This window comes from Rhizobium sp. LEGMi-198b (assembly GCF_054114205.1).
Map to the genome: position 1 here is coordinate 441,847 of NZ_JBSYVH010000001.1, position 24,007 is coordinate 465,853.

At 59.2% G+C, this 24,007-nt stretch carries 27 protein-coding genes; 12 read left to right on the forward strand and 15 right to left on the reverse strand.

What is annotated here, in order from left to right:
• Nucleotides 1–23 precede the first annotated feature (23 nt).
• Both dmeF and dmeR read right to left on the reverse strand, forming a co-directional pair.
• Entirely contained in the window at nucleotides 24–995 is a 972-nt protein-coding gene (gene dmeF, locus ACXHXG_RS02125) for a CDF family Co(II)/Ni(II) efflux transporter DmeF (RefSeq protein ID WP_457898357.1), read from the reverse strand.
• Between the two features lie 37 nt (nucleotides 996–1,032).
• A complete protein-coding gene (dmeR, locus tag ACXHXG_RS02130; RefSeq protein ID WP_457898358.1) occupies nucleotides 1,033–1,305 on the reverse strand; it encodes a Ni(II)/Co(II)-sensing transcriptional repressor DmeR in 273 nt (90 codons plus the stop codon).
• Nucleotides 1,306–1,679: 374 nt separating this feature from the next.
• On the opposite strand from dmeR, the gene ACXHXG_RS02135 reads away from it, so the two are divergent.
• The gene (locus ACXHXG_RS02135) at nucleotides 1,680–2,168 is read left to right on the forward strand and encodes a GNAT family N-acetyltransferase (protein WP_104822404.1); all 489 of its coding nucleotides are present in this window, start codon (nucleotides 1,680–1,682) and stop codon (nucleotides 2,166–2,168) included.
• Nucleotides 2,169–2,205: 37 nt separating this feature from the next.
• Here ACXHXG_RS02135 and ACXHXG_RS02140 read toward each other — a convergent pair whose 3' ends face one another.
• Nucleotides 2,206–2,823: a cysteine peptidase family C39 domain-containing protein gene (locus ACXHXG_RS02140; RefSeq protein ID WP_457898810.1), complete on the reverse strand. Its 618-nt coding sequence runs from the start codon at nucleotides 2,821–2,823 to the stop codon at nucleotides 2,206–2,208.
• Nucleotides 2,824–3,195: 372 nt separating this feature from the next.
• Between ACXHXG_RS02140 and ACXHXG_RS02145 the strand changes: the two genes are divergently transcribed.
• Entirely contained in the window at nucleotides 3,196–4,659 is a 1,464-nt protein-coding gene (locus tag ACXHXG_RS02145; protein WP_457898359.1) for an AAA family ATPase, read from the forward strand.
• A gap of 50 nt (nucleotides 4,660–4,709) precedes the next feature.
• On the opposite strand, the gene ACXHXG_RS02150 is transcribed toward ACXHXG_RS02145, so the two are convergent.
• The 3 genes from ACXHXG_RS02150 to ACXHXG_RS02160 all read right to left on the reverse strand — a co-directional run bounded on the left by ACXHXG_RS02150 (nucleotide 4,710) and on the right by ACXHXG_RS02160 (nucleotide 6,970).
• Nucleotides 4,710–5,624 carry a c-type cytochrome gene (locus ACXHXG_RS02150; RefSeq protein WP_457898360.1) on the reverse strand — a complete coding sequence of 305 codons (915 nt, stop codon included), beginning with the start codon at nucleotides 5,622–5,624 and terminating at the stop codon, nucleotides 4,710–4,712.
• 108 nt (nucleotides 5,625–5,732) lie between these two features.
• Nucleotides 5,733–6,176 carry a c-type cytochrome gene (locus ACXHXG_RS02155; RefSeq protein ID WP_104822401.1) on the reverse strand — a complete coding sequence of 148 codons (444 nt, stop codon included), beginning with the start codon at nucleotides 6,174–6,176 and terminating at the stop codon, nucleotides 5,733–5,735.
• 158 nt (nucleotides 6,177–6,334) lie between these two features.
• Nucleotides 6,335–6,970: a LysE family translocator gene (locus ACXHXG_RS02160; protein WP_104822400.1), complete on the reverse strand. Its 636-nt coding sequence runs from the start codon at nucleotides 6,968–6,970 to the stop codon at nucleotides 6,335–6,337.
• 128 nt (nucleotides 6,971–7,098) lie between these two features.
• On the opposite strand from ACXHXG_RS02160, the gene ACXHXG_RS02165 reads away from it, so the two are divergent.
• Entirely contained in the window at nucleotides 7,099–7,800 is a 702-nt protein-coding gene (locus ACXHXG_RS02165) for a helix-turn-helix transcriptional regulator (RefSeq protein WP_104822399.1), read from the forward strand.
• 137 nt (nucleotides 7,801–7,937) lie between these two features.
• On the opposite strand, the gene ACXHXG_RS02170 is transcribed toward ACXHXG_RS02165, so the two are convergent.
• The 3 genes from ACXHXG_RS02170 to ACXHXG_RS02180 form a co-directional block, all read right to left on the reverse strand.
• Nucleotides 7,938–8,444, reverse strand: coding sequence for an anthrone oxygenase family protein (locus ACXHXG_RS02170; RefSeq protein WP_457898361.1), 507 nt, complete (start codon nucleotides 8,442–8,444; stop codon nucleotides 7,938–7,940).
• A gap of 82 nt (nucleotides 8,445–8,526) precedes the next feature.
• Complete coding sequence (locus ACXHXG_RS02175) at nucleotides 8,527–9,381, reverse strand: metallophosphoesterase (RefSeq protein ID WP_457898362.1); 855 nt, start codon at nucleotides 9,379–9,381, stop codon at nucleotides 8,527–8,529.
• Nucleotides 9,382–9,493: 112 nt separating this feature from the next.
• A complete protein-coding gene (locus ACXHXG_RS02180; RefSeq protein WP_457898363.1) occupies nucleotides 9,494–10,096 on the reverse strand; it encodes a superoxide dismutase in 603 nt (200 codons plus the stop codon).
• 256 nt (nucleotides 10,097–10,352) lie between these two features.
• On the opposite strand from ACXHXG_RS02180, the gene ACXHXG_RS02185 reads away from it, so the two are divergent.
• Nucleotides 10,353–11,003, forward strand: coding sequence for an aspartate/glutamate racemase family protein (locus ACXHXG_RS02185; protein ID WP_457898364.1), 651 nt, complete (start codon nucleotides 10,353–10,355; stop codon nucleotides 11,001–11,003).
• 180 nt (nucleotides 11,004–11,183) lie between these two features.
• Nucleotides 11,184–11,690 (forward strand): hypothetical protein, encoded by a 507-nt coding sequence (locus tag ACXHXG_RS02190; RefSeq protein WP_457898365.1) that lies wholly within the window; start codon nucleotides 11,184–11,186, stop codon nucleotides 11,688–11,690.
• Nucleotides 11,691–11,732: 42 nt separating this feature from the next.
• Here ACXHXG_RS02190 and ACXHXG_RS02195 read toward each other — a convergent pair whose 3' ends face one another.
• Nucleotides 11,733–12,077, reverse strand: coding sequence for a nuclear transport factor 2 family protein (locus ACXHXG_RS02195; protein WP_457898366.1), 345 nt, complete (start codon nucleotides 12,075–12,077; stop codon nucleotides 11,733–11,735).
• Between the two features lie 186 nt (nucleotides 12,078–12,263).
• On the opposite strand from ACXHXG_RS02195, the gene ACXHXG_RS02200 reads away from it, so the two are divergent.
• Both ACXHXG_RS02200 and ACXHXG_RS02205 read left to right on the forward strand, forming a co-directional pair.
• Nucleotides 12,264–12,428, forward strand: a complete 165-nt coding sequence (locus tag ACXHXG_RS02200) for a hypothetical protein (protein ID WP_457898367.1) — start codon at nucleotides 12,264–12,266, stop codon at nucleotides 12,426–12,428.
• Entirely contained in the window at nucleotides 12,425–13,666 is a 1,242-nt protein-coding gene (locus tag ACXHXG_RS02205; RefSeq protein ID WP_457898368.1) for an MFS transporter, read from the forward strand. The genes ACXHXG_RS02200 and ACXHXG_RS02205 overlap by 4 nt, the downstream gene beginning before the upstream one ends.
• Here the strand turns inward: ACXHXG_RS02205 and ACXHXG_RS02210 are convergent.
• From ACXHXG_RS02210 to ACXHXG_RS02220, 3 genes are all read right to left on the reverse strand, one after another.
• On the reverse strand, nucleotides 13,663–13,914 hold the full coding sequence (locus ACXHXG_RS02210; RefSeq protein ID WP_104822392.1) for a DUF1488 family protein: 252 nt from the start codon (nucleotides 13,912–13,914) through the stop codon (nucleotides 13,663–13,665). The two genes, ACXHXG_RS02205 and ACXHXG_RS02210, sit on opposite strands and share 4 nt — an antisense overlap.
• Nucleotides 13,915–13,985: 71 nt before the next feature.
• Nucleotides 13,986–14,108: a hypothetical protein gene (locus ACXHXG_RS02215; protein ID WP_260303411.1), complete on the reverse strand. Its 123-nt coding sequence runs from the start codon at nucleotides 14,106–14,108 to the stop codon at nucleotides 13,986–13,988.
• A gap of 168 nt (nucleotides 14,109–14,276) precedes the next feature.
• Nucleotides 14,277–15,164 (reverse strand): branched-chain amino acid aminotransferase, encoded by an 888-nt coding sequence (locus ACXHXG_RS02220; RefSeq protein ID WP_457898369.1) that lies wholly within the window; start codon nucleotides 15,162–15,164, stop codon nucleotides 14,277–14,279.
• Between the two features lie 208 nt (nucleotides 15,165–15,372).
• On the opposite strand from ACXHXG_RS02220, the gene ACXHXG_RS02225 reads away from it, so the two are divergent.
• From ACXHXG_RS02225 to zwf, 4 genes are all read left to right on the forward strand, one after another.
• Nucleotides 15,373–16,413: a zinc-dependent alcohol dehydrogenase family protein gene (locus ACXHXG_RS02225; RefSeq protein WP_285167991.1), complete on the forward strand. Its 1,041-nt coding sequence runs from the start codon at nucleotides 15,373–15,375 to the stop codon at nucleotides 16,411–16,413.
• Between the two features lie 106 nt (nucleotides 16,414–16,519).
• A complete protein-coding gene (locus ACXHXG_RS02230) occupies nucleotides 16,520–17,584 on the forward strand; it encodes a patatin-like phospholipase family protein (RefSeq protein ID WP_457898370.1) in 1,065 nt (354 codons plus the stop codon).
• Between the two features lie 186 nt (nucleotides 17,585–17,770).
• Nucleotides 17,771–18,541 carry a trans-aconitate 2-methyltransferase gene (gene tam / locus ACXHXG_RS02235; protein WP_457898371.1) on the forward strand — a complete coding sequence of 257 codons (771 nt, stop codon included), beginning with the start codon at nucleotides 17,771–17,773 and terminating at the stop codon, nucleotides 18,539–18,541.
• A 181-nt stretch (nucleotides 18,542–18,722) separates the two neighbouring features.
• Nucleotides 18,723–20,222: a glucose-6-phosphate dehydrogenase gene (gene zwf / locus ACXHXG_RS02240; RefSeq protein WP_457898372.1), complete on the forward strand. Its 1,500-nt coding sequence runs from the start codon at nucleotides 18,723–18,725 to the stop codon at nucleotides 20,220–20,222.
• A gap of 27 nt (nucleotides 20,223–20,249) precedes the next feature.
• Here zwf and ACXHXG_RS02245 read toward each other — a convergent pair whose 3' ends face one another.
• Complete coding sequence (locus ACXHXG_RS02245) at nucleotides 20,250–21,608, reverse strand: metallophosphoesterase family protein (protein ID WP_283049573.1); 1,359 nt, start codon at nucleotides 21,606–21,608, stop codon at nucleotides 20,250–20,252.
• An 83-nt stretch (nucleotides 21,609–21,691) separates the two neighbouring features.
• Nucleotides 21,692–22,084 carry a hypothetical protein gene (locus tag ACXHXG_RS02250; protein ID WP_104822387.1) on the reverse strand — a complete coding sequence of 131 codons (393 nt, stop codon included), beginning with the start codon at nucleotides 22,082–22,084 and terminating at the stop codon, nucleotides 21,692–21,694.
• A gap of 244 nt (nucleotides 22,085–22,328) precedes the next feature.
• Between ACXHXG_RS02250 and ACXHXG_RS02255 the strand changes: the two genes are divergently transcribed.
• A complete protein-coding gene (locus ACXHXG_RS02255; RefSeq protein WP_457898373.1) occupies nucleotides 22,329–23,858 on the forward strand; it encodes a helicase HerA-like C-terminal domain-containing protein in 1,530 nt (509 codons plus the stop codon).
• Nucleotides 23,859–24,007: the final 149 nt, after the last annotated feature.

Sequence of the window (24,007 nt, forward strand, 5' to 3'; positions counted from 1 at the left end):
ACAGGGCCAGTTTCCTTCAGAGCTTATGCTGCTTTTTTGACCACGACTTCAACGGTGACATGCGACAGTTCGTGAATATCGGCCAGCCGTGCCTTGTAGAAGGCAGGATCGCGCGGCTCCGGCGTTACAACAGCGACGATCGCCGCATGGTGGCCGGGTCCGACCTGCCAGACATGCAGATCGGTAATGCGGTCATCGCCCGTTTCAATGAGCACCCGGATCTCATCCGGCAGGTTCTCGCCCTGCGGAATGAAGTCGAGCAGAATTGAGCCCGAGGCACGCGCAAGGCTCAAGGACCACTGCAGGATCACCACGCCGCCAACAATGCCCATCAGGGGATCGAGAAAGGTCCAGCCGAAACGGCTGCCGAGCAGAAGGGCGATAATGGCCAGGACCGAGGTCATGGCGTCGGCAATGACGTGGACATAGGCCGAGCGCAGATTGTTGTCCTTGCCATGATTATGACCGTGATGATGGTCATGATCATGGTGGTGATGATGATCATGTCCATGCGCATGGGAGTGCCCATGATGGTGGTCGTGGTCGTCGCGCAGCAGCCAGGCGCTGACGAGATTGACGAGGAGGCCGACAACGGCAATGGCGATCGCCTCGCGAAAATTGATCGCCACTGGATTCTGCAGTCGCAGCAGGCTTTCCCAAGCCATCAACAGCGCGATCATCGCGAGGATGATGGCGCTGGCGAAGCCGGCGAGATCGCCGAGTTTTCCTGTGCCGAAGGTGAAGCGAGAATTATGGGCATGGCGACGGGCATAGAGATAGGCCAGTGCCGAAATCAGCATGGCGCTGGCATGCGTCGACATGTGCCAGCCATCGGCAACCAGCGCCATCGAGCCGTACAACGTCCCGGCAGCGATTTCGACCACCATCATCACTGTCGTCAGCGCAATGACCAGCCAGACGCGGCGCTCGTTGCGACGGTGAGCGGAGCCCAGAAACACATGGCTATGCGTCAACGCATCCGAAGAAGTACTCATGACATCAGTCTCCCGTTGGATATCCCAAAGACTCTGATCAGCGCAGATAGGTCTTCAGCACATCGGATATTTCATCGACCGCCTGACGGCGGGCCGGCTCGCTTTCGGCTTCGAGCACATGCTCCCGCAGATGATCTTCCAATATCTCGCCGGTCAGTCCTGTCAGGGCGCCGCGGATGGACGCGAGAAGCTGCAAGACCTCCCCGCAGGGCCGCTCACCCTCCAACGCCCGTTCCACTGCCTCCATCTGCCCCTTGAGGCGGCGGACGCGGGAAAGAAGCTTGGCTTGCTCACGGACGGTATGGGACATGTCGGCCTCATCTATAATATAGGGGGGTATACTATAATTCCCACTGGAAGAAAACCCACCCTTAGCGACGCGCGGGGTGCGATAGACTGACGCGTACGATCTTGATGCCAACGAGCCGAAGACCCGAAGCATTGCCGCCGCGCCTTGTCCGATCGTGGCCTGCGGGAAGGAGCTGACTCTCCCCATTGACAAATCCGCCATTCCAGATCATCTATGCGCCCATGATCACGCACGCGCTCCACAATCGCTCGTATTTTTGGCTGTACCTGTAAGGGGCGGCCGGGACAGATCATATTGTCAACAAGCCGCCGCCAGGCGGCTTTGTTGTATCGGCAGCGTCCTGACGGCATATTCGAAAAAGGACGCAAGACCTCATGCTGGACGATAGCGAAATTTCACTTCTCCGCCCGCCTGTCATCACCATCCGCAGCGCGCATCCGCGCGATTTGCCGGAGTTGAACGACATGATCCGGCTGCTCGCCGCTCATCATGGCGATCCCTCCGCCGCGACGCCGGAACAGCTCGAACGAGATCTCTTCGGCCCCGTGCCGTGGATTACCGCGCTGGTGGCGGAAGGTGAAACCGGGCTGATCGGCTACGCCATCCTCGTGCCGCTCTACCGGGCGCAGGAAGGTCAACGCGGCATGGACCTGCACCATCTCTTCGTGCGCGACGGCCATCGCGGCCATGGCATCGGCCAGCATCTTGTCGACCGTGCTCGCGAGATCGCCCGCAAGGCCGGCTGCGGCTACCTCTCCGTCAGTGCCTCGACCGGCAATGTCCAGGCACATCGCTTCTATGAACAAATGGATTTCAAGCCGCGCCCGGTCACCGGCATGCGCTATCTGCAGGCGCTTGCATGAGACAAACTATGCCGGGATCGCCAGAGATCTTCCGTCTTTAGAGATCGATGACGATCCCTCGTCCGGCGAAGAACCGGTCGAATATCGCCAGGGGCAATTCGACATTTTCACGCGTTGCGGACTCATGCCCGGAGGGATTGTGAAAGCGGATCGTGTCTGAGTTGACCGCCGTCACAAGGACAAGGTGTCCGCCCTTCGACGGCGGCTCGGTGTCCGGCCAGCGAATGGAGTGGTGGACGGAGGCGATGAAGAATTCGGATTGGGTCAGAATATCGCCGATATCTGCGACGGGAATTCCGGTGACGACCCTCGTGTTCAGGCCAAACCGATCTTTGACGAAGGGCACGAACGGCGCATAGATCAGCCCTTTGATCTTGCCATCCGGTTCTTCGACATAGCCGCCATAGTCCCGGCATCCCATGGCCAGATCCACGGTCGGCATGATTTCGCCCGTACGCGCGGCAAGAATCATTTTCAGGCAGGCCATGCCACACAGATTGCCGGCCCAGCGCGCATAATCCTCGACATCCCGCGCTCCCGAACCTGCCCAAAGCGGGTCCTTCAGCAGCGCGGCCTGCGCTCCCTCCGCCAGCACCGCCATGGTCATATCCGGCGTCTCCCATTGGCTGAAATAGGGAATTCTGCGCTCTGCCATTCCGTCCATGATCACCCCCCTGCCCTGCAACCGAAATTGGTTGCGCTGTAAACTTCAACCAAAATGTGCTAGAAAAAAGGCCTTCCCTCTGGATCTCAGCCGAGGATACGTCTTGGAACAACGGTTCACTTTTGACGGGGTGGGCTTCCCCTCGCGTTCCGTCGCGAGGCCCTCTGAGATCGTTGTGCGCATAACTGCGAAGGATAAGAAATTGAATCCCGACATCAGATAAAAATTGCAATATCAGGGGTAAGCTATTGACGCAGCACGTCCAATGCTCAAATTTACAACTACCACACTGCTATAAAAGTAATTTCAAACCTGTATTTGCACATCATCTCACATGGTCATCTGAACATCATGAACTCTGCAATGGATGCGTTAGCGGCTTGGAACGAACTTACCCGCACAATTAACCAGTTTAGGCTTGAGACACCGGCACTGGCGCAAGATACCAACTTGCAAGACTTCGATAAATCAATGCAGCTTTCTGCACTCGCATTTTTGCTATTAATTTGCTCTGCGGAAAAATACACTATAAGCGACGCCGAAACGGCAATAATTAATACAATTCTTGGCGAAACTTATTCAAGTACACACTACAACAACCTCTTATATAACGCGAAAAGCCGAGATTTTCTACATAACTCGGCCATTTCGATCTTCACCTGCATGATGCAGATCGCTGCAAATTGGCAGCTTAGCCAAACCGGCGATTATATTGCAGCCAACGATCTCGTCATTCCGACGGTGGAAAAGATGGCATACGCGCTTTTCCTTGCAGACAACGCGATAAAACAGCAAGAGCTCGATGAGCTTTCCAAGCTTACTGGGCCGCTTCGGAATGTCGCTCAAGACTTGGATGCCGAACTAAAAGCCAAGAGAGCCGCTTTAGAGGCAAAGCCCGACGTTAATACCCACGCGGCTTCAAATGTGTCCGCAAACGGCACCGCGAATAAATCGATTGGAACCAGCGCTGCGGACAATTTGGAAGGATGCCTGCAAGAGCTAAATGCCCTCGTAGGCCTCCAAAACGTCAAGCTCGAAATCGAAAGCCTCGTCAATCTGGCAAAGATAATATCGCTTCGCCGGGAGAAAAATCTGCCAGTGCCAAATGTCATGTTCCACTTGGTATTCACCGGCAATCCAGGAACCGGGAAAACAACCGTTGCACGCTTGATTTCGCAAATCTATCGGCATCTTGGGCTGGTATCCAAGGGTCATCTAGTCGAAGTTGACCGGTCCGGGCTCGTTGCCGGTTTTGTTGGCCAAACCGCAGCGAGAGCGCGCAACGTTGTCGATAACGCGACGGGTGGGATTCTGTTCATTGATGAAGCCTATGCCCTTAAGAGTCGCTCCGAAAATGATTATGGGCAGGAAGCTATCGAGACGATCTTAAAATTGATGGAGGACAGACGCGATGATCTTGTTGTGATTGTCGCGGGATACACCGACAAGATGGCCGAGTTTTTGGATGCAAATCCGGGTCTCAGATCACGGTTTCCAAGAGTTATCGAGTTTTCCGACTATACTGCCGAGGAAATGCTCGAAATATTTCTGCGCGCGGCCCGAAAAGATCACTACGAAATCAGCGCCGATGCTAAAGCGCTGATACTTGAGGCATTTCAGGCTCGCAGCAATTCAAAGCCTGCTTCATTCGCAAACGGTCGCGAAGCTAGAAATCTGTTCGAGCGGGTGATCATGATGCAGGCCAACAGGATTGCCACTTCAATACAGATCACGGAAATAGAACTTATCACGGTTGACCGCCGTGACGTCGAACTGGCACTTACCTCACCAGCAAAGGAATTGAACGCGTTTGCAGATTCGGGCTGATTGGCAGCGTCTACACTACTCTCCCGTCTCTTCAGTTCGGACGGCAAGTCTCACCGCGCCGGCACCGCCTTCAGATAGGCGGCGATCGCCTCGCGGTCCGAGGCCGGCAGGCGGGCGATGTTTTGCTGGACTTCGGCCATCGAGCCGCCGACACTATCGAAATCGGGGGTGAAGCCGGTCTCCAGGTAGTTGGCGATATCGCCGGCGCTCCAGCCGCCCATGGATTTCGAACCGGGGGTGATGTCGGGGATGCGGCCCTTGCCTTCCGGGTTCGGGGCGCCGGCGAGCCACTGGTCCCTCAGAAAGCCGCCAAGCCCATCGCGCGGTGTGTGGCACTCGCCACAATGGCCGGAGCCTTCTACCAGATACTGGCCGCGCTTGATCTTGTCGTCGGCATTGGCGATGACAACGCGGGGCTGATCGTTGAAATAGAGGAACTTCCAGCCACCAAGCGCCAGCCTGATGTTGAAGGCGAACGGCAGTTCATGCGGCGGCGCGACGTTGTTGCTCTTCGGTAGTGTCTTCAAGAAACCCCAGAGGTCGTTGATGTCCTTGTCGCTCATACGCGTATAGGAGCCGTAGGGGAAAGCCGGATAGAGATGTTCGCCGTTTTTCCCGACGCCGCGCTTCATGGCGTTGCCGAACTCCGCAAGCGTCCAACTGCCAAGGCCGGCATTTTCATCCGGTGAGATATTGGGGACATGAAAGATGCCGAAGGGACTCTTCAGCGCCAGCCCACCCGACAGAACCAGTTTGGCATCGCCCTGCGCACCCGGCGCGGCATGGCAGCTCGTACAGCCGCCTGCCCAGAACACCTGTTCGCCATTCTTGATATCGGGATCGCCCAAATTCGCCCAATGGCTGGCCGGCAAAGGCGACGGCGCGGTGATGACATAGAAAGCGCCGAAGCCGAAGATGACGACGCCGATCAGACAGAGCAGCCACCGGACAAATCGCGCAACCATGCCTCGCACTCCCCGCATTCAGCGTGCATCGAGAAATACTAAAATCCGCATCGGCAGCAAAGCCGATGCGGATGCTTGAATTGATTTCGGGCTATGCCGACCTACCGCTCAGTCCTTCTTGATGCGGTAGGCCTGATGACAGGCGCCGCAATCGCCGCCCAAGGTCTTCAGCGTGGCACCGACGCCAGCCTGATCGGCCGGGAGCTGGGCAAGTGCGGTCTCGGCGTTGCTGGAGAGCTTGTTAGCCTTGGCCTTGAAGTCACTGAAGTTATCCCAGATCTTCGGATTGACCTCGGCATCGGTCTTGTCGCTGTTCGGGCCAAAATGGTCAGGGAAAGCCTTGGCGTTCTCGGCGATCGTCATCAGCGCGGCCTTGACGACCTCGGCGTCGTAGGGCTTGTCGCCCTTGGCGATGGCGCCGAGAGCGCCGGCAGCACCGCCGACCTTCTTCATCACGGCTATACGGGAATCATGCGTGCCATCGGCCGCAACGACGGAACCAAAGGCGACGCCGGCTAAAACCGTCGCAGCCACAATTGCTTTCCATTTCATACATCTCTCCTACGTGATCAGGACCGCAAATGCGGCCGGCGCGTTGTCACGGCCCACATGTTTGCCGGTTTCCGCGCCGGCAATGAAGTCACAAAGTGGTGAGAGCTGAGCAAAATCAGCGTCATATTTCAGACATATACCAGATTTCGCGCCGGAAATCACGTCGCCCTCCATCCCTCCCAGACGGTGAAGACGGAAACTGCGAAAAGGAGCAGGCCGGCGACGCGGCCGGCAAAGGCGGTCGCCTGGGGATTGGCGACCAGCAGATCACGGCTGCGTCCGGCGGTGACCGCGAGCCCGCCATAGACGGCAAACTGCGTGACAATGGTCATCAGCCCCATGATAGTCGCTTGTACCCAGATCGGGCCGTAATCCGGTTTCAGAAACTGCGGATAGACGGCGAACACGAAGAGGTAGGCCTTGGGATTCATCATGCAGGTCACCGCTCCCTGACGAAAGGCCCGCCAGGTGGAGCGGCTGCCGGCTGGTCCGTCGTGGCCGACCGTGATCGAGCTGCGCATCAACGTGATGCCGATAAAGGCCATGTAGGCGGCGCCGGCAACGAGCAGCGGATTGAAGAGGATCGGTACGAAATGCATCAGTAGGCCGACGCCAAGCGCGCCGTTCAGCGAATGCACTACGCCGCCGAGCATGATGCCGCCGGTGGCGGCCAATCCTCTGTTGCGTCCGCCGGTCAGCGCATTGGCGAGTACGAAGAGCATATCCATGCCCGGCACGATGATGATGCCGAAGAGGAGGAGAAAGAAGAGCCAGAGATTTTCGCTGTAGTCCATGTCAGTTGCCCATTGTTTCCTGCGAGTGCGCCGCAGAGGAACCTGTTGATTTTCAAGCTAATAGGAAGTTTTATAGATCAACCCAACTGACAGGGTGTTGTCAGGAGCCTTCAAATCGCGAGGGTGAAATGCGCAAGGCGTCGCGCCTGTTCGAGATCATCCAGATCCTGCGGCTGGCGAAAAAGCCGGTGACGGCGGCTGTCATTGCCGAGCGGCTGGAGGTGACGGTGCGCTCCGTCTATCGCGATATCGTGGCGCTGCAGGCTATGCGCGTTCCAATCGAGGGCGGGCGCGGCATCGGCTATATCTTGCGCCCCGGCTTCGACCTGCCGCCGCTGATGTTTTCGATCGAGGAGATGGAGGCGATCGTGCTGTCGCTGGCGCTCTTGGAGCGCACCGGAGACAATGAGCTCAAGCTCGCGGCCAAGCGCGTCAGCGCCAAGATCGCAGGCGCGGTGCCGCCGCCGCTGCGTCAGACACTCGATGCCAATGCGTTGCATGCCTGGGGCTTTGCTGCCCCCTCGGCCGCTGCCATCGACCTCGCGCTGGTGCGCCGCGCCATTCGCGACGAGGAGAAACTCGATCTCTCCTACCGCGACGAATTGGGCCGCGCCACCGAGCGCACCATCCGTCCCATCGCCCTCATCTATTATTCCGAAACCGCCAATATCGTCGCCTGGTGCGAGCTGCGCCAGGCCATCCGCAATTTCCGCAGCGACCGGATCGAAGGCTGCGAGGCGACCGGACTGTGGTTTAAGGGCGAAGGCGATGGATTGCGACAGACCTGGGTGAATGGGTGGCAGATCAACACCTCAGCCGCAGCCGGCTGAGGTGTTCAGAGATGCTGAGGTGCGGTCGGGTCTTAGACGACCATGCCGCCAGAAACTTCGATGCGCTGGCGACGGCGCCCTTCATTATCGCATATGCTACGGCGGAGATGCGGATGGCAGCGGAATAGGGACAGGCGCTAGAGGGAAACCGCGGTCACCAACAGAATAAAAGCGAGCAATCCCAAGGCAGCGCGCGCGGCATGCGACCATTCCCAGCGGTCGCGCAGCATGGTCCAGTCCGGTTTGGTGGTCGTTTCGAGCCGATGGCCGCCAAATGGATCGTGGGAGAAGAAACCGGCCCCCAGCCCTTTCAGCTCGGCATCCTTGAGCCAGAAATTGTTGACCGGCTGCGTCAGCAACCAAAAGACGGCGTGCATGACGACCATCGCGGCAAAGGCGGCGGCGAACAGCCAGAAGGCCAACGTGTTGGCTGGCGTCAGGAACAGGAGAAGCAGAAGCAAAAGAGCACCGATCGGCTCGGTAACACCGCCGATCGTAAAGCCCGGATAATAAATGCGCTGAACCGTCAGATAGTCTTCCTTGGACAGCCGCATCTTGCCCGGCAATTCCAGCAAATGCGCCAATGCCAGCGCCATGGCGACTGCGACGACTAAGATTGTCAGAATTTGCAATGTCGGAAACATCGTCCGCCTCAAAGCAGCTTCGGTTCCTAAACTTCTATCGGTGCGGATCGTTCCCTACAGGTTCAAAGGTGCCGAAGGTCATTTAGGCGCCCTGTAGTGCCAACACCCTGTTCTCCTCACGTCCGAATCCTTCAATTTCCAGCCGGTCCTCGTAAACCGAGACGATCGCATAGGCATTACTGTCCTCGGTATCGACCATGCCTTTGAAATTGATGAAATAGGTGCCGTCGACAAAGCCGAAATTGCCTTCATGATTATGGCCGCTGAGGTAGGCGACGACATGATCATGTTCGGCGAGCAGCGCCAGCATACGGTCGCTGTCGAGCGCGTTATGCGAATTTTCCGGAAAAATCGGGTAGTGGTTCATGATGACCACCTTCTCGCCTGCGGCTTTCGCCTTGAGTAGTTTGGCGGCGAGCCAGGCATGTTGTGTATCGCTGATGGCGGCATTCCAGCGCTGCGAATTGGGCGCGCCAGCCTCATGCAAAGCCTTCATCAGGACCTTAGCCTCCGCCCGGCGTGGATCGCCCTCCGGCGAGGCGAAAAGGCTGATTTCATTGCCATCAAGCACGATGAAACGATAACCGCCATGAGCGAAGTCATAATAGGCAGACGGCATGCCGACACGGGCTGCGACTTCCGTCAAATGCTCCGGCGCGACGGCAAAGTCATGATTGCCGAGCAGAAAATGCCGCGCGTTCCGCAAGGTCTGGTAGACGGGCAAAACCGCGTCGAAACTCTCCCAGCGGCCGTCGATGATATCACCGAGAGTGACAACGAAGGCGAGATCGTGCCGGTTGAATTCCGCAATCGCCTCTTTCAGTTTGGCGAGGCTCTTCGCCGGGTAGCGATCAAGTGCAAGGTTGGGCTCCAAGGCGGCGTATTGCGGATCGGCGACGACACCGAAACGAAAGAGCGGAGCGGTGGGAGACGGCATGCGGCCTCGCTGAGAAAGTAGCCGACAGCAATGAGACGCTCGTCAGCGGCAGATACGAAAACACCCGACGCTATGCAGCGCCGGGTGTGAAAGCAAGCCGAGACGGCAAAGCTTATTTCGTGGCGGCTTCGTAGCGTTCCAGGACGTAGTCCCAATTGATCAGGCTATCGATGAAGGCCTCGAGGTATTTCGGACGCAGATTGCGGTAGTCGATGTAGTAGGAGTGTTCCCATACGTCGACGCCGAGGATCGGCGTGGCGCCATGAACGAGCGGGTTTTCGCCGTTCGGGGTCTTGGAGATTTCGAGCTTGCCGTTCTTGACGGAAACCCAGGCCCAGCCGGAGCCGAACTGGGTGGCGCCGGCAGCGGCGAAATCGGCCTTGAACTTGTCGTAGCCACCGAGATCGGAAGCGAAGGCTGCTTCGAGCTTGCCCGGAAGCTTGTTGCCGCCGCCGCCCTTCTTCATCCACTTCCAGAAATGGATGTGGTTGTAGTGCTGGGCAGCATTGTTGAAGAGACCGGCATTGGTGCCGAAGGACTTCTTCACGATCTCTTCGAGAGAGAGATCGGCAAGGCCCGCTTCAGCCGCCAGCTTGTTGCCATTGTCGACATAGGCCTTGTGGTGTTTGTCGTGGTGAAACTCGAGGGTTTCACGCGACATGAAGGGGGAAAGCGCTTCGTAATCATAGGGAAGTTCAGGCAATTCGAAAGCCATGGTCTTATCTCCTCTTGGCAAAAAATTGCGTCGGCAGGTGATCGGGAACATAGGAGGGGACGGTGTGAAGGGCAACCGGCGACATGCCAAAAAATCATGAGGTCGAGGAAAATTTACCCTTGTTTGCGCTGCTATTTTTGCCGCTCCTGGCATGGCGACGCCGATGGCGAAAAAAGCGATCAAATCAAGCCATGGTGAAGCGCAAGCGGAGCCGTTAGGATTTCCCGTCATATCACTCGATTTTCAAAGATTGCCCATGCTCATCGCCTGCCTGCACACCGCCGAAAGCAACATCGCCATCTACGACGAGGCGGCAAAGGAACTTGGCCTACCGGCCGGCGCTCTTCGACACCATGTCCGCGCCGATCTTCTCTTTGCCGCCGAACGGGCGGGCGGACTGACGCCTGAGATCGAGGCGGAAACGGCTGCGGTCCTGCAGCAGCTTGCACAGGACGCTGATGCCGTCGTGCTCAATTGCTCTACCCTCGGCCCTGCGGCACTGCTAGCGGCAAACACGTCGACCGCGCCCATTGTCAGAGCCGATGGCGCGCTCGCGGAAAATGCGGTGAAATCCGGCGGCAAAGTCGCGGTCCTCTGCACCACCGAGACGACCATCGCTCCGACTACCCGCCTCTTCGAAGAGGCAGCGAGAACGACAGGCGCTGAGATTGATCTCCGCCTGATCAAGGGCGCATGGGCACTATTCCGGGCCGGTGAACAGGACGCTTATCTGGCAGGGATCGCCGAGGCAACGGCCGCGGCCTATCGCGAAGGGGCGAAGACGGTGGTCTTCGCGCAGGCATCGATGACCGGTGCGGCGGCACTGTTGGGTGACGAATATGCGCGACCTATGACCGGTCCGACGGTAGCATTGGAGGCAGCTACGACCGCTATAGCCGTAAGCTGAATCAAGATAGAGCGCGGACTTGCGGTTTCAATATGGAGTGAAGCCCGGCAGTCAGTCATTGACAGCCTACCGACTAGTAGGTTAAGCGTTCGCTCATCTGAGGGCGAGGAGGATCTTAAAGCATCCGTAGCTTGCCTCTAAAAACTACCTACTAGTCGATATATAAAAAGGAAATCCACCATGCCCACTCCTCTTTCCTTGCTCGGCGAACTTCATACCGTCATCAGCTTCGTACCAATCGTTGCAGGGCTCTACAGCTTTGCCAGGCATGGCGGCATCAAGCCTGAGATGCGGTCGGGACATATCTATCTCGGTGGATTGGCGCTGTCGGTGGTGACCTCCTTCGGACTCTCATCCACAGGCGGGTTCAATCCGGGGCACGCGCTCGGCATCGTGGCTCTGCTGGTGGCATCAGTGGCAATTTTGGTGGGAAGAGTGAGCTTTCTCGGCCGGCTGCGGACTTATCTGAAGGCGTTCGGCCTGTCCTTCACCTATTTCCTGCTCTGGGTTCCCGGCATCAACGAAACACTCTCGCGGCTGCCGCCGTCGCATCCGATCGGCAACGGTCCGGATTCGCCGCCAGTGCAGATGGCTTTGCTCATCTGGCTGATCCTGTTTGCCGCCGGCAGCCTCCTGCAAGCCTGGACGATCCATCGCGGTCACGCCCTATCTCGGGCGAGAGCGTAAGCTGAGTGAAGGGCCGGCTTTTTTGGGCTGGCCCGCTATTTCCTAGACATCGCGTCCAAAGTAGACGTTCACCTCTGCGATCCTGTCGCCGGTAAAGCGGATCATCTCCACATTGCAAAAGCTGCCTCCGTCCATCTTTTCGGCGCGGTAACCGACGATCACCTCGTCGCGGTCCGGCACGAGATGTTCGATATGAATGGCGCGGAAGACCTTCTCCTTCGGCCAGCAATGTTTAAAATATTGGTCGCGGTCGATGTGATCGTCGCGCGGGCTGGAAAAGGTAAAATCGCTCGTCAGCATCGGGCGGACGACATCGGGATGTTGGGCGACATAGGCGGCATAGAGCCGCCGCACCGTGTCGCAACGGGCATTATCAAGAGTGCTCATGGCGCATCTCCTCTCTCTCTGGCGGCCGTTTCGGATATCGAGTTGGTCGCCAGCAATCCGATTGCAAAATGCAATCAGTTTTATATCATGAGATGACAGAACCGACAAGGCGCTTTGCGGACTTGGCATAGCCAGCGGCGTGGTCCAGACTATCGTCATAATCGACATCAACAGGAAGCCGTCGCCATGTCGGAGGCTCGTCAAATATTGGAAAAATTGCTCCGCCTTGCGGGGAAGTACCGGCTCGGTCGTTCCGATCTCTTCAGCCGCGGCGACCTGCTTGCCGGGCATATCCTCGCGGCCGGCCGCCGGGAATTATTTTATGCGTTGAATGCAAAGGCCAAGAAATGACTGCTGAGACACGATGGGAAGCGGCCGCGCCGGCCGAGCCGGAAACCGCTTATTGGATGCGGAATCTGATCATCTGCCTCATCGGCTCCTTTACCACCATCGTGGCGATGACACTGCTGCTTCCCTTCCTGCCGCTCTATGTCGAGGAGCTTGGCGTCACCGACAAGGCGGCGATCGTGCAATGGTCCGGCATCGCCTATGGCGCCACCTTCTTTGCCGCCGCCTTCGTCGCGCCTCTCTGGGGTCGGCTCGGCGATATCTATGGCCGCAAGCTGATGTTGGTGCGCGCGAGCCTCGGCATGACGGTGGCGATCTCGCTGATGGGGATGGCGGGCAGCGTCTGGCAGTTGGTGGCGCTGCGCCTGTTTACCGGGCTTGCCGGCGGCTACGCCTCCGGCTCGATGGTGCTGGTGGCGACCCAGACACCGAAACATCGCTCGGCCTGGGCGCTCGGCGTATTGTCTTCCGGAATCATGGCCGGCAATCTGGTCGGACCGCTGATCGGCGGCGCCCTGCCACCCATCATCGGCATTCGCGGCACCTTCCTGCTGGCGGGCGGCGTGATCTTTTTCACCTTTCTCGCGACCACCTTCCTGATCCGGGAAGAGAAATCGCCGGCGCGAAAAAAGGCAGCGAAAGCAAGCGGAGGCTGGGCTTCCATATCAGACAAACGGCCAGCCATCGCCATGTTGTCGATCGGCCTGCTGCTGATGCTCGCCAATATGTCGATCGAGCCGATCATTACCGTCTATGTCGCCCAGTTCGTCGAGGACGCTTACGTCACGATGATTTCGGGCGTGGTCATGGCTGCGGCCGCTCTGGGCAGTATCCTGTCTGCCTCATGGCTTGGCAAGCTTGCAGATCGCATCGGCCATTGGACTGTCATCATGGCGGCTCTCGCGGTCGCGGCACTGCTGTTGATCCCACAGGCTTTCGTGACCTCAGCCTGGCAATTGATTGCGCTGCGCTTTCTGATGGGCATCGCGCTTGGCGGGCTGCTGCCTTGCATCACCGCCGTCATCCGCCACAATGTTCCGGACGCGGCGGCCGGCAGCATTCTTGGCCTCTCGATCTCCTCGCAGTATGTCGGTCAGGTGGTCGGCCCCGTTTTGGGCGGCTTTATCGGCGGCCATATCGGCATGCGCGCCGTGTTTCTCGGCACCTGCGTGCTGCTGGCGATCGGCGCGATCTATTGCTGGTGGGTCAGCCCGAAGAAAGAGCCGAAAGAAATTCGTTAGCGGAAATCATTCGCGGTAAGGATGTATAGGCGTCGGCTACCATAGCCATAGGCCCTTTTGGCGACCTTCTGGATCGCGTCGCGTTCGGCGTCGAAGGCGGCAAGGTAACCTGCTTCGGTATTGGCGTCCGGAAAGACATCCGCTTCGACGAGAAACGGGACCTCAAACATGCCGTCGTATCCGCTAAACCGGATACGACGCGCCGAGGCATCATAACTGCGGCTGCGGTTCGGAAAGCTCAGACTCATCGCCGACCTCCTCTGAAACAAAGCGTCCCCGACGGTCCCGCAGGAACCGGCGGCTTCAATCGCTCCCGACGTCACCAAGTGAACCCGAACAACATTGAATAGATGACGAACCCGGTCGCCGCGATAACACAGAGCTGCAAAAACAGCCTGTAATAGTCGAAGAGATAGACAGAAGGGGGAAGAGATATTTTCATGGCGGCCTCCTCAATAGCTTTGCCGGCCCACCTCATTTTACCACAAATGCTATCTTCACACCGCCCAATTTAACTATGTCCGACCGCAGATGAAATCGACACCGGAGCGCGCGAGGGCTTCCAGCGTTTCGCGCGGCACATTACCCTTCCCGATCTAGGAGAAGGGTTTCACTCTTCGCTGGCGCTGCGCCCGTAAGCCCAGTCCATGTAAAGTTCCAGCGCCTTGCGGGCGATCGGACCCTGCTGGAATTCGCGGTCGTCGAGACGGTTGACCGAAACCACCTTGGAATAGTTGCCGGTGGTAAAGATCTCGTCGGCTGCCATGAATTGCTCAACCGAGAGCGTCTCCTCCCGCACGTCGAACCCTGCCTGGCGCAACAGGCCCATGACGCGGGCGCGGGTGATGCCAGCGAGGAAGGTGCGGTTGGCGACCGGCGTGTAGATGATGCCGTCCTTCACCATGAAAACGTTGGAGGAGGCAGTCTCGACGACATTACCGTTCATGTCGCGCGCCAGCGCATTGTCGAAGCCGCGCTTCTTCGCTTCCACGATCATGCGGCCGCTGTTCGGATAAAGCGATCCTGCCTTGGCGTCGGTCATGGCGGTTTCCGGCGACGGGCGGCGGTAGGGCGAGACAGTCAACGTCACGCCGCCATGGCCGCCCAGCGGCGCTTCGAACAGGCAAAGCGCGAAACAGGTCGATTCTGCATCGACGGCGACGACACTTCCCGCCGAGCCGTGTTCACCCCAATACATCGGCTTGATGTAGATCGGCGTCTTGCCGTCGAACTTCTCCACGCCTTCCCAGGCGAGCGCTTCGATTTCCTCAGCGGACTTGAGCGGCTTCAGGCCCATGGCGAGCGCGGAGCGGTTGACGCGCTGGCAGTGGAGGTCGAGATCGGGCGCGATACCGTCGAACCAGCGGGCGCCGTCGAACACGGTCGAGCCCAGCCACATGGCGTGCGATGTCGGGCCGATCAGCGGCGGGTTACCGGTGAGCCATTCCCCATCGACATAGGTCCAGGTTGTGGTGCGGGGGGATGTATCGACGGCCATGATGATTTCCTCCTGAAAGCGGCAAGAAGGAAAAACCCGCACAACCTGGGGGTCAAGCGGAAACTTCCGCTTGAAATCCATTCGCAACAAAGCGCCGGAAGCCGCATTCCCCGCGCAATTTTCATGCGCCGAAACAATAGCTTGACGAATGGATGAATCAGGAAAAATGATGGACGATACCAACTGCGGCAGAATGCGTGAGAGTCCCATGAAAGCGATGTATTACGAGGCCTTCGAGGCCACACCCGATATCCGTACCCTTCCCGACCCCACGCCCAGCGAGGACGGCGTCGTGATCGCCATCGGCGCCACGGGGCTTTGCCGCAGCGATTGGCATGGCTGGATGGGCCATGATCCCGATATCAAGCTGCCGCATGTGCCCGGCCATGAACTTGCCGGCAAGGTGGTAGCGACCGGTCGGGGCGTCGTTCGCTTCAAGGTCGGCGACCGCGTCACCGTGCCCTTCGTTTCCGGCTGCGGCCATTGCGCCGAATGCCATTCCGGCAATCAGCAGGTCTGCCCAAACCAATTCCAGCCCGGCTTCACCCATTGGGGGTCCTTCGCCGAATATGTGGCGATCGATTATGCCGACACCAATCTCGTCCACCTACCGGAGACGATCGACGACGCGACGGCGGCGAGCCTCGGCTGCCGTTTCGCCACGTCTTTCCGCGCCGTCGCCGACCAGGCCAGGACGCGTCCGGGCGAATGGATCGCGGTGCATGGCTGTGGCGGCGTCGGCCTGTCCGCCATCATGATCGCGAGCGCGCTCGGCGCGAATGCCATCGCCATCGATATTTCCGACGAGAAGCTGGCTTTCGCCCGCGAATGCGGCGCGGTAGCGACGATCAATGCGGCTGGTGTGGCCGATGTCACGGAGGCTGTGCGGGAGATCACCAAGGGCGGCGCGCATGTGTCTATCGATGCGCTCGGCCATCCCGTCACCTGCTTCAATTCCATCAAGAATCTCCGCCGCCGCGGCCGGCATGTGCAGGTCGGCCTGATGCTGGGCGAACATGCGGCGCCGCAAATCCCGATGGCGCAGGTGATCGGCCATGAGCTGGAAATCTACGGCAGCCACGGCATGCAGGCTTGGCGTTACGACGCCATGCTGGACATGCTTGCCGCCGGCAAGATCGCCCCACAAAAGCTGATCGGCCGCAAAATCAGCCTGGAAGAGGCCGTGCCGGCGCTGATGGCGCTGGACAAGGCGGAAGGTACGGGCATCAGCGTGATTACACGTTTTTAGGCATTCTCTCCCCTCCACAAGAGGTAGGCGAGAACGCTCCGCTTTCATTGATCGATGCAATGCCGCTGCTATCTTTGCCGATGGGCAGATATAGGAGGGGAATTCCATGACAGTGCGGTTCATCCTATCCATCGACGGTGGCGGTATTCGCGGGCTCATTCCGGCGCTCATCGTGGCCGAACTCGCGAAGCGGCTGAACGGCTTGCCGATGTACAAAGCCTTCGATCTGATCGCCGGCACGTCGACCGGCGGCATTATCGCAGCCGGGCTCACCTGCCCGCACCCTTCCGGCAACGGCGATGCCGCCTGCACTCCGGATGATCTCGTCAAGCTCTATGCCAAAGAGGGACAGGATATTTTCGGCACGACGCTGGTGTCGAAAATCATCAATCTCGGCGGGCTGGCGGAGGAGCGTTACGATGCGACGCCATTGGAAGCGAAGCTGCAGGTCCGGCTGGGAGCCGCCGAGATTGCCGCCGGGCTGACCAAGGTGCTGATCACGGCTTACGACATCAAGGCACGCCAGGCGCTGATCATGTCCAATTCCGACGATGAAAACAGCCATTTCCGCTATTGGGAGGCTTGCCGCGCCACCTCCGCCGCGCCGAGCTATTTCGAGCCGGCGCTGATCGAAAATTTCGCCAAACCCGTCGATGATCCGAACCGCTCCGTCCCCTTGATCGACGGCGGCGTCTTCGCCAACGATCCTATCCTCGCCGCCTATGTCGAAGCCCGTAAGATGGGCTGGGAGAGAGGCGGCAACTCTGTCGTGGTTCTGTCGCTCGGCACCGGCCAGCAGAACCGTCCTATTCCCTATCAACAGGCAAAAAGCTGGGGCGCACTTGGCTGGATCAACCCCGCCAACGGTACGCCGCTGATTTCAATCCTGATGCAAGGCCAGGTATCGACAGCCTCCTACGAGGCCAATTCGCTGCTCAACCCTGCCAAGACGAAGATGGTTGACGGGTCGACGCAGGTCACACCGGCCAATGTGGGCAAGCTTGCCTATTTTCGCATCGACGGCCCGCTCGTCGGCGCCAACGACGAACTGGATGATGCCTCTGACGGCAACATCGACGCGCTGACGAACGTCGCGGAACAACTCATCGCCCGCAATACGGCAGCGCTGGATGAGGTGGCAAAGCGCATCCTGGCGGTGAAGGGAAAATAGAAGGCGTCGCACAATAGCTCTCGGCACCTATCCCCGATCAGCGATCTCCTGGGCCATTTGCCGCACGAGGACCGGATTTTCACCCCTGGCGATCTCGCCCGCGAAATGATCAAACTCGACGGGCCCAATATCGACAAGGTCCCAGTCCACTCGTACGGGCATACAATCTGATGAAGAGGATAAGTCATGGCGTGGTCTGCCGGCCAATATGTAAAGTTCGAGGATGAACGCACGCGTCCGGCGCGCGACCTGCTCGCGCAGGTGCCGTTGGAGCGCGTAGATCGCGCTATCGATCTCGGCTGCGGGCCTGGCAACTCGACGGAGCTGATCGTCGAACGCTACGGTGCCGCCGGCGTTTCCGGGCTCGACAGCGACGAGAACATGCTGGAGGCGGCCCGCAAGCGCATGCCCGGCACGGAGTTTCTCAGGGCCGATCTTGCCACTTGGCAGCCGGAAGAACCTGTCGATCTGCTTTTTGCCAACGCCGTTTTCCAATGGCTGCCTGATCACATCGACATTTTCGAACGGCTGATGGACGGGTTGAGGCCAGGCGGCGTGCTCGCCATCCAGATGCCAGACAATCTGACCGAACTCAGCCATTTGATGATGGAGGAGACAGGAAAAGACGGCCCCTGGAGTGAGGCCTTTGCCAGAAAGAGCGTGCGCCGCAGCCCGCTTCCCTCACCCTCGGCCTATTATAATCGGCTGATCGGCAAGTCGGCCCGCGTCGACCTCTGGCACACCAATTACAATCACCCATTGGAAAATGCCGCCGCCATCGTCGAGTGGGTCAAGGGCACGGGCCTGCGCCCCTATCTCGATCACGCCGGGCCTGAGCATCGCGACGCCTTCGCGGCCGACTATCTCGCACGCATCGAAAAGGCCTATCCGCCACTGGTGGACGGCAAAGTCCTGCTGCGGTTTCCGCGGCTATTTATGGTGGCGGTAAAGAAGTAGGCGCCATGTAGCATTTATACTGTGGCGACGTGCCTCGGAGCGCAACCCTTTCGAAAAGCGATTCCGGTTTTCTCGATCTTGGGTTAGAACATCCTCGCCCAAGCATCAGCACAACCGGCTGAAGGAGAAGATTCATGTCGTCCAGAAACCTGATCTCCCTATTCCCGACGGAGGTGCATTCGTGACCGGCTTTACCGTTCCCCCCGCTCCGCCGCTGACGCTCGTCATCTTCGGTGCAACCGGCGACCTGACGCGCCGGTTGCTGATGCCGACGCTGATCAACATGACTAAGGCCGGCATGTTGGGCGACGATCTGCGTGTGCTCGGCGTCAGCATCGAACCTGGTGGCGACGAGTTCCTGGTCGAGCGTCTTGACACCTTCCTCGCCACAAACGGAATGGAGCAAGCACAGCAGAGCGACGCCTGGCAGAGGTTGAAGACGCGCATCTCATATATTTCCGGAGACTTCACGCAGGGCGCAATCTATCAGGAAATCACCGATCGGCTGCAGCATGCGCCGAGCGCCAATGCCGCTTTCTATTTTGCCGTGCAGCCGCGCTTTTTCGGCGACATCACCAGCCGCCTGGCCGAGCATGGGCTTCTTGATGAAACCGCCGGCGTCTTCCGGCGCATCGCTATCGAGAAGCCGTTCGGTCATGATCTCGCTTCCGCACAGATGTTGAACGCGACGCTTCTGCACAGCGCGGACGAGAGCCAAATCTATCGCATCGACCATTTCCTCGGTAAGGAAACGGTGCAGAACATCATGACGACGCGCTTTGCCAACATGATGATCGAAGCCCTGTGGAACAACAACTACGTCGACCATGTGCAGATCACTGCCGCGGAATTGGTGGACGTCGGTACGCGCGGCAAGTTCTACGACGCGACAGGCGCTTTGCGCGATATGGTGCCGAACCATCTGTTCCAGCTTCTTGCCATGGTGGCCATGGAACCGCCGAACAGCTTCGACGCAGAATCCGTCCGCAACGAAAAGGGTAAGGTGCTAAAGGCGCTGCGCCACTATTCGCGAGACGAGGCGGCGAAAAACGCAGTGCGCGGCGCCTACACCGCCGGGCCACTCGACGGCAAAGACCTGCCGGCCTACACAGAGACGCCGGATATCGCGCCAGACAGCAATACCGAAACCTACGTGGCGCTGAAACTTTTCGTCGACACCTGGCGCTGGGCAGGCGTGCCCTTCTATCTGCGCACGGGCAAGGCCTTGAGGGCCCGTGACACTGAAGTCGTCATCACCTTCCGGCAGGTGCCTTTCGCGCAATTCCCCCGGGCAGCCGCGCGACCGGACCTGCCGCCGAATAAGCTGATCATTCAGGTGCAGCCGAACGAAGGGCTGCAGATGGGAATCTCCATCAAATCGCCGGGGTTGGTTCTGAAGACCTCGCCGATCGAGCTCGACTTCCGTTATGCCGATCATTTCGACATCGGTCATCAGACGGGCTATGAATCGCTGCTCTACGAACTCTTCGTCGGCGACCAGACCCTGTTCCAGCGCGCCGACAGTATCGAAGCCGGCTGGGCGGCCGTGCAGCCTTTTCTCGATCTCTGGGCCGACGGCGGCAAACCCGATCCTTATGCGCCGGGCAGCATGGGACCGGCCTGCGCAGACGAACTCATCGGACGCGACGGCCGCGTCTGGCATCGGATTGGAGACGATTGAGGCGTAAAGGGGAAGGCCGCGCAGCGCCTATCCCACTGCAAACGCTACCTCCAACCCCTCGCCCATGAAGGCGCGGTCTTCAGTGCCGCGCTGACCATGGCCAACGCTCCATTGCGCCGGCCAGACCAAGCGTTCAAGGCCGGTGGCGGAAGCTCCGTCGAATGAAGTCCATCTGTCATCGCCATGCATGCGATAAAGCATGCCGCCTGGCCCCATGCCGGCATGCAGAGCGATATCGACATCGAAGGACTGACCGGCTGCGAGATCAGGCCCGAACCAGTAATGCGGGCTGCGGCCGGGATCGCGACCAAGAATCAAGGTCAGCGTTTGCCTCGGACCACGCAAGCCGAGCCAGAACGGCGCGATGGCATCGGCGTTGAAGGCAGAGAAGAGTGTTTGGGCTGGCGGATGTGCCGCCTTCGGCATGCGGCCCCTTATCCGCAATTCGATGATGCGATCATTGGTCATCGAGCCGGTAAAGCTGGCTCGATGCATCCCGGGTGACAGGGTTTGCCAGCTCTCGGGATCGGCCGGCTTGAAAGGCCATTGCAATCGTTCGCGAACGATGCCGTCCGTATCCAGCACCTGATAGCGAAGACCGTCCGCATCGAGTGCCGCCTGGATGCAATGAAGATATTCCACGCCCTCCGGCATTCTATGCGCAGTGCCTGCGCCGGCGGTGCAAAGCTGCAGGACGCCGCGGTGAACCTGGACGTCGAAGGCGAGGATATGGCTGCAGACATAGGCCAGAACGTCCGCTTCCACCAGAATATCCCAAAATCGCTTGGTGTAATCCGGGCCGACCTCGCGCTGATAGGATCCGGAAAAACCGTTGATGGGGAAAACCGGGTGATGGCCGAGGACGATCTTATGGCGTGCATCTCCATGCTGTTTCAGCGTTGCCTCCAGCCACTCCGTCTCGACATGACCCTCGCCACCGAGACCGGTCCACAGCGTATGGACGAAAACAAGGAGGAGATCGCCGCGGCGCACCCAGTAAGACAGGCCTTCCTGGCCTGGCGGACCGTTTTGTGGAAGCTGCAGGACCTCGCGAAAGACCTGCTCGCTCATTTCATCATAGGTGGTGTGATTGCCGGTCGTGTGCCAAAGCGGCGTTTTCCGTCGGTCGAGCCAGCCCATTTCATGCTCGAACCAATGCCGCCATTGCGCCCTCAAGGCTTCCGGATCGGCGGTCAGGCCAATGATCTCGTCGCCCGGAAACAGGATGAATTCCGGCGGCGGATCAAGCCGGCGCAGGACGGCGTTGACGGCGACGAAGGTCTCTTCGTGCAGCGCGCCTGGAACTCCGGAACAAGAATCGCCATAGAGCACGAACCGATGGCCAGGCCCGTTCGGTAACAGCGATGGAATGGAATTGGCGGCCATGGGACAATTTGCAACCTGCTGAATGATCAAACAAAAAAGCCCCGCGATCAGACCGCGGGGCCTTCGTCACAAATGACAGCATATTACAGGAACTGGCTCAACCCCGGCACGGAATTGACGACCTCATCGACCACCTCATCGCCGGCATGTTCGCGGGCGGTCGCGATGGTTTCCTTGGCGAGCGAGGAAATTTCGCCCATGTTGAGACCGCTGCTCATCAACGACTGGCCGAGCGCCATGAGACCGCCGCCACCGCCAACGGCGCTCAGAAGGCCGCCGAGCAGACCGCCGGACGTTTCCTCCCCGTTATATTGCGCCACCAGATCGGACGCACCGGGGATGGACTCGATCATCTTGGTGACCGGGCCATCCGGGGCTTCGCGCTGTAGGAAGCCCAGCATCATGCCAACGGCCTTCTCTGCAATATCGGGTGAAATGCCGGCTCTCGTTGCGATCTGATCAATAATCTCGTTCATTCTGGCCTCCTGCCTGTTACTTATGACGTGAACGTCAACGTAATTGAATGCGCCGACCGACTCAAGTCTGTCCGGGTTGTGTGCGACACTACCGGAAGCATCACCATGAAGCGAACGGTTGTCCCCATTCAAGTCTCTTCTTATAACAGCGTCAGGACAAAACAATGAATGGGCCTCTGGCACCTCTCGCCCCTAAAACTTCTCGGGGGTTGCAGTGCCGCCGTCCAAAGGGAGACGACGCCTGATGCCGCAACAGGATGAACAGATTTTCGTCGGCGCCAGCCGCAATCCGGACGACAGCATCAACAAGGACGAATATCTGACGCTGAAATTCGGCAATCGCCACGGCCTCGTCACCGGCGCGACAGGCACCGGCAAGACGGTGACCCTGCAGGTGCTGGCGGAGGGTTTTTCCAAAGCCGGCGTGCCGGTCTTCTGCGCCGATATCAAGGGCGATCTCTCCGGTATCGCCGCCAAGGGCGAGCCGAAGGATTTCCTTTTGAAACGGGCCGAGGAAATTGGTCTGAAGCCCTACGAATTCGAACAATTCCCGGTGATCTTCTGGGATCTCTACGGCGAAAAAGGCCATCGCGTGCGTACCACCATCGCCGAGATGGGGCCGCTGCTGCTGGCACGGCTGATGAACGCATCGGAGGCGCAGGAGGGCGTGCTCAACATCGCCTTCAAGATTGCCGATGACAATGGGCTGGCGCTGCTCGATCTCAAGGATTTCCAGGCCTTGCTCAACTATATGGGCGACCATGCGAGCGAGCTTTCCAGCCAGTTCGGCCTGATCTCGAAGTCATCCGTAGGCTCGATCCAGCGTGCATTGCTCGTGCTGGAGCAGCAGGGGGCGGAAAACTTCTTCGGCGAGCCGGCGCTGAAGATTTCCGACATCATGCGCGTCAGCAATGATGGCTATGGGCAGATCTCGTTGCTTGCCGCCGACAAGCTGATGATGAACCCAAGGCTTTACGCCACCTTCCTATTGTGGCTGCTGTCCGAGCTCTTCGAGGAACTGCCGGAGGTCGGCGATCCTGAAAAGCCGAAGCTGGTCTTCTTCTTCGACGAGGCGCACCTGCTCTTCAACGATGCGCCGAAGGTGCTGATCGAGCGCGTCGAACAGGTCGTACGCTTGATCCGCTCCAAGGGTGTCGGCGTCTATTTCGTCACGCAGAACCCGCTCGATGTGCCAGAAACCGTGCTCGCCCAACTTGGCAACCGCGTGCAGCATGCGCTGCGCGCCTATTCGCCGCGCGAACAGAAGGCAGTCCAGACGGCCGCCGAAACCTTCCGGCCTAACCCGGCCTTCAACTGCGCCGAAGTCATCACCACGCTCGGCACCGGCGAAGCGCTGATCTCCATGCTTGAAGGCAAGGGCGCGCCCTCGATCGTCGAACGCACCTTGATCCGCCCGCCGTCGGGTCGCATCGGCCCGGTGACCGATACCGAGCGCCAGGCCGTCATCAACGACAGCCCGGTCGCCGGCCTCTACGACGAGACGGTCGATCGCGAATCCGCCTTCGAAATCCTCGCCGCCCGCGCCGGCAAGGCGGCCGAGCAGGATGCCGCCAAACAGGACGACGGAAGCGCCGGCGGCCGCTGGACGCTCCCCGGCTTCGGGGATGACGATGACAAACCGGCAAGCCGCGGCCGTTCCGGCTACCAGCGCGAAACGATTTTGGAAGCAGCGATGAAGAGCGCCGCACGTACGATCGCGACGCAGGTTGGACGGGCGCTGGTGAGAGGGATTCTGGGTAGCTTGAAGCGGTAGCGGACCCCTTCTCCCCTCGGGGAGCAAGTGCCCGAAGGGCGGATGAGAGAACGAGGAGCACAGCGACGAATATCGTAAGCCGTGCTCCAAAGCCTGCCCCCCAGTAACGCCCCCTCAACCCGCGCTGCGCGCGACCTTCTCCCCCGAGG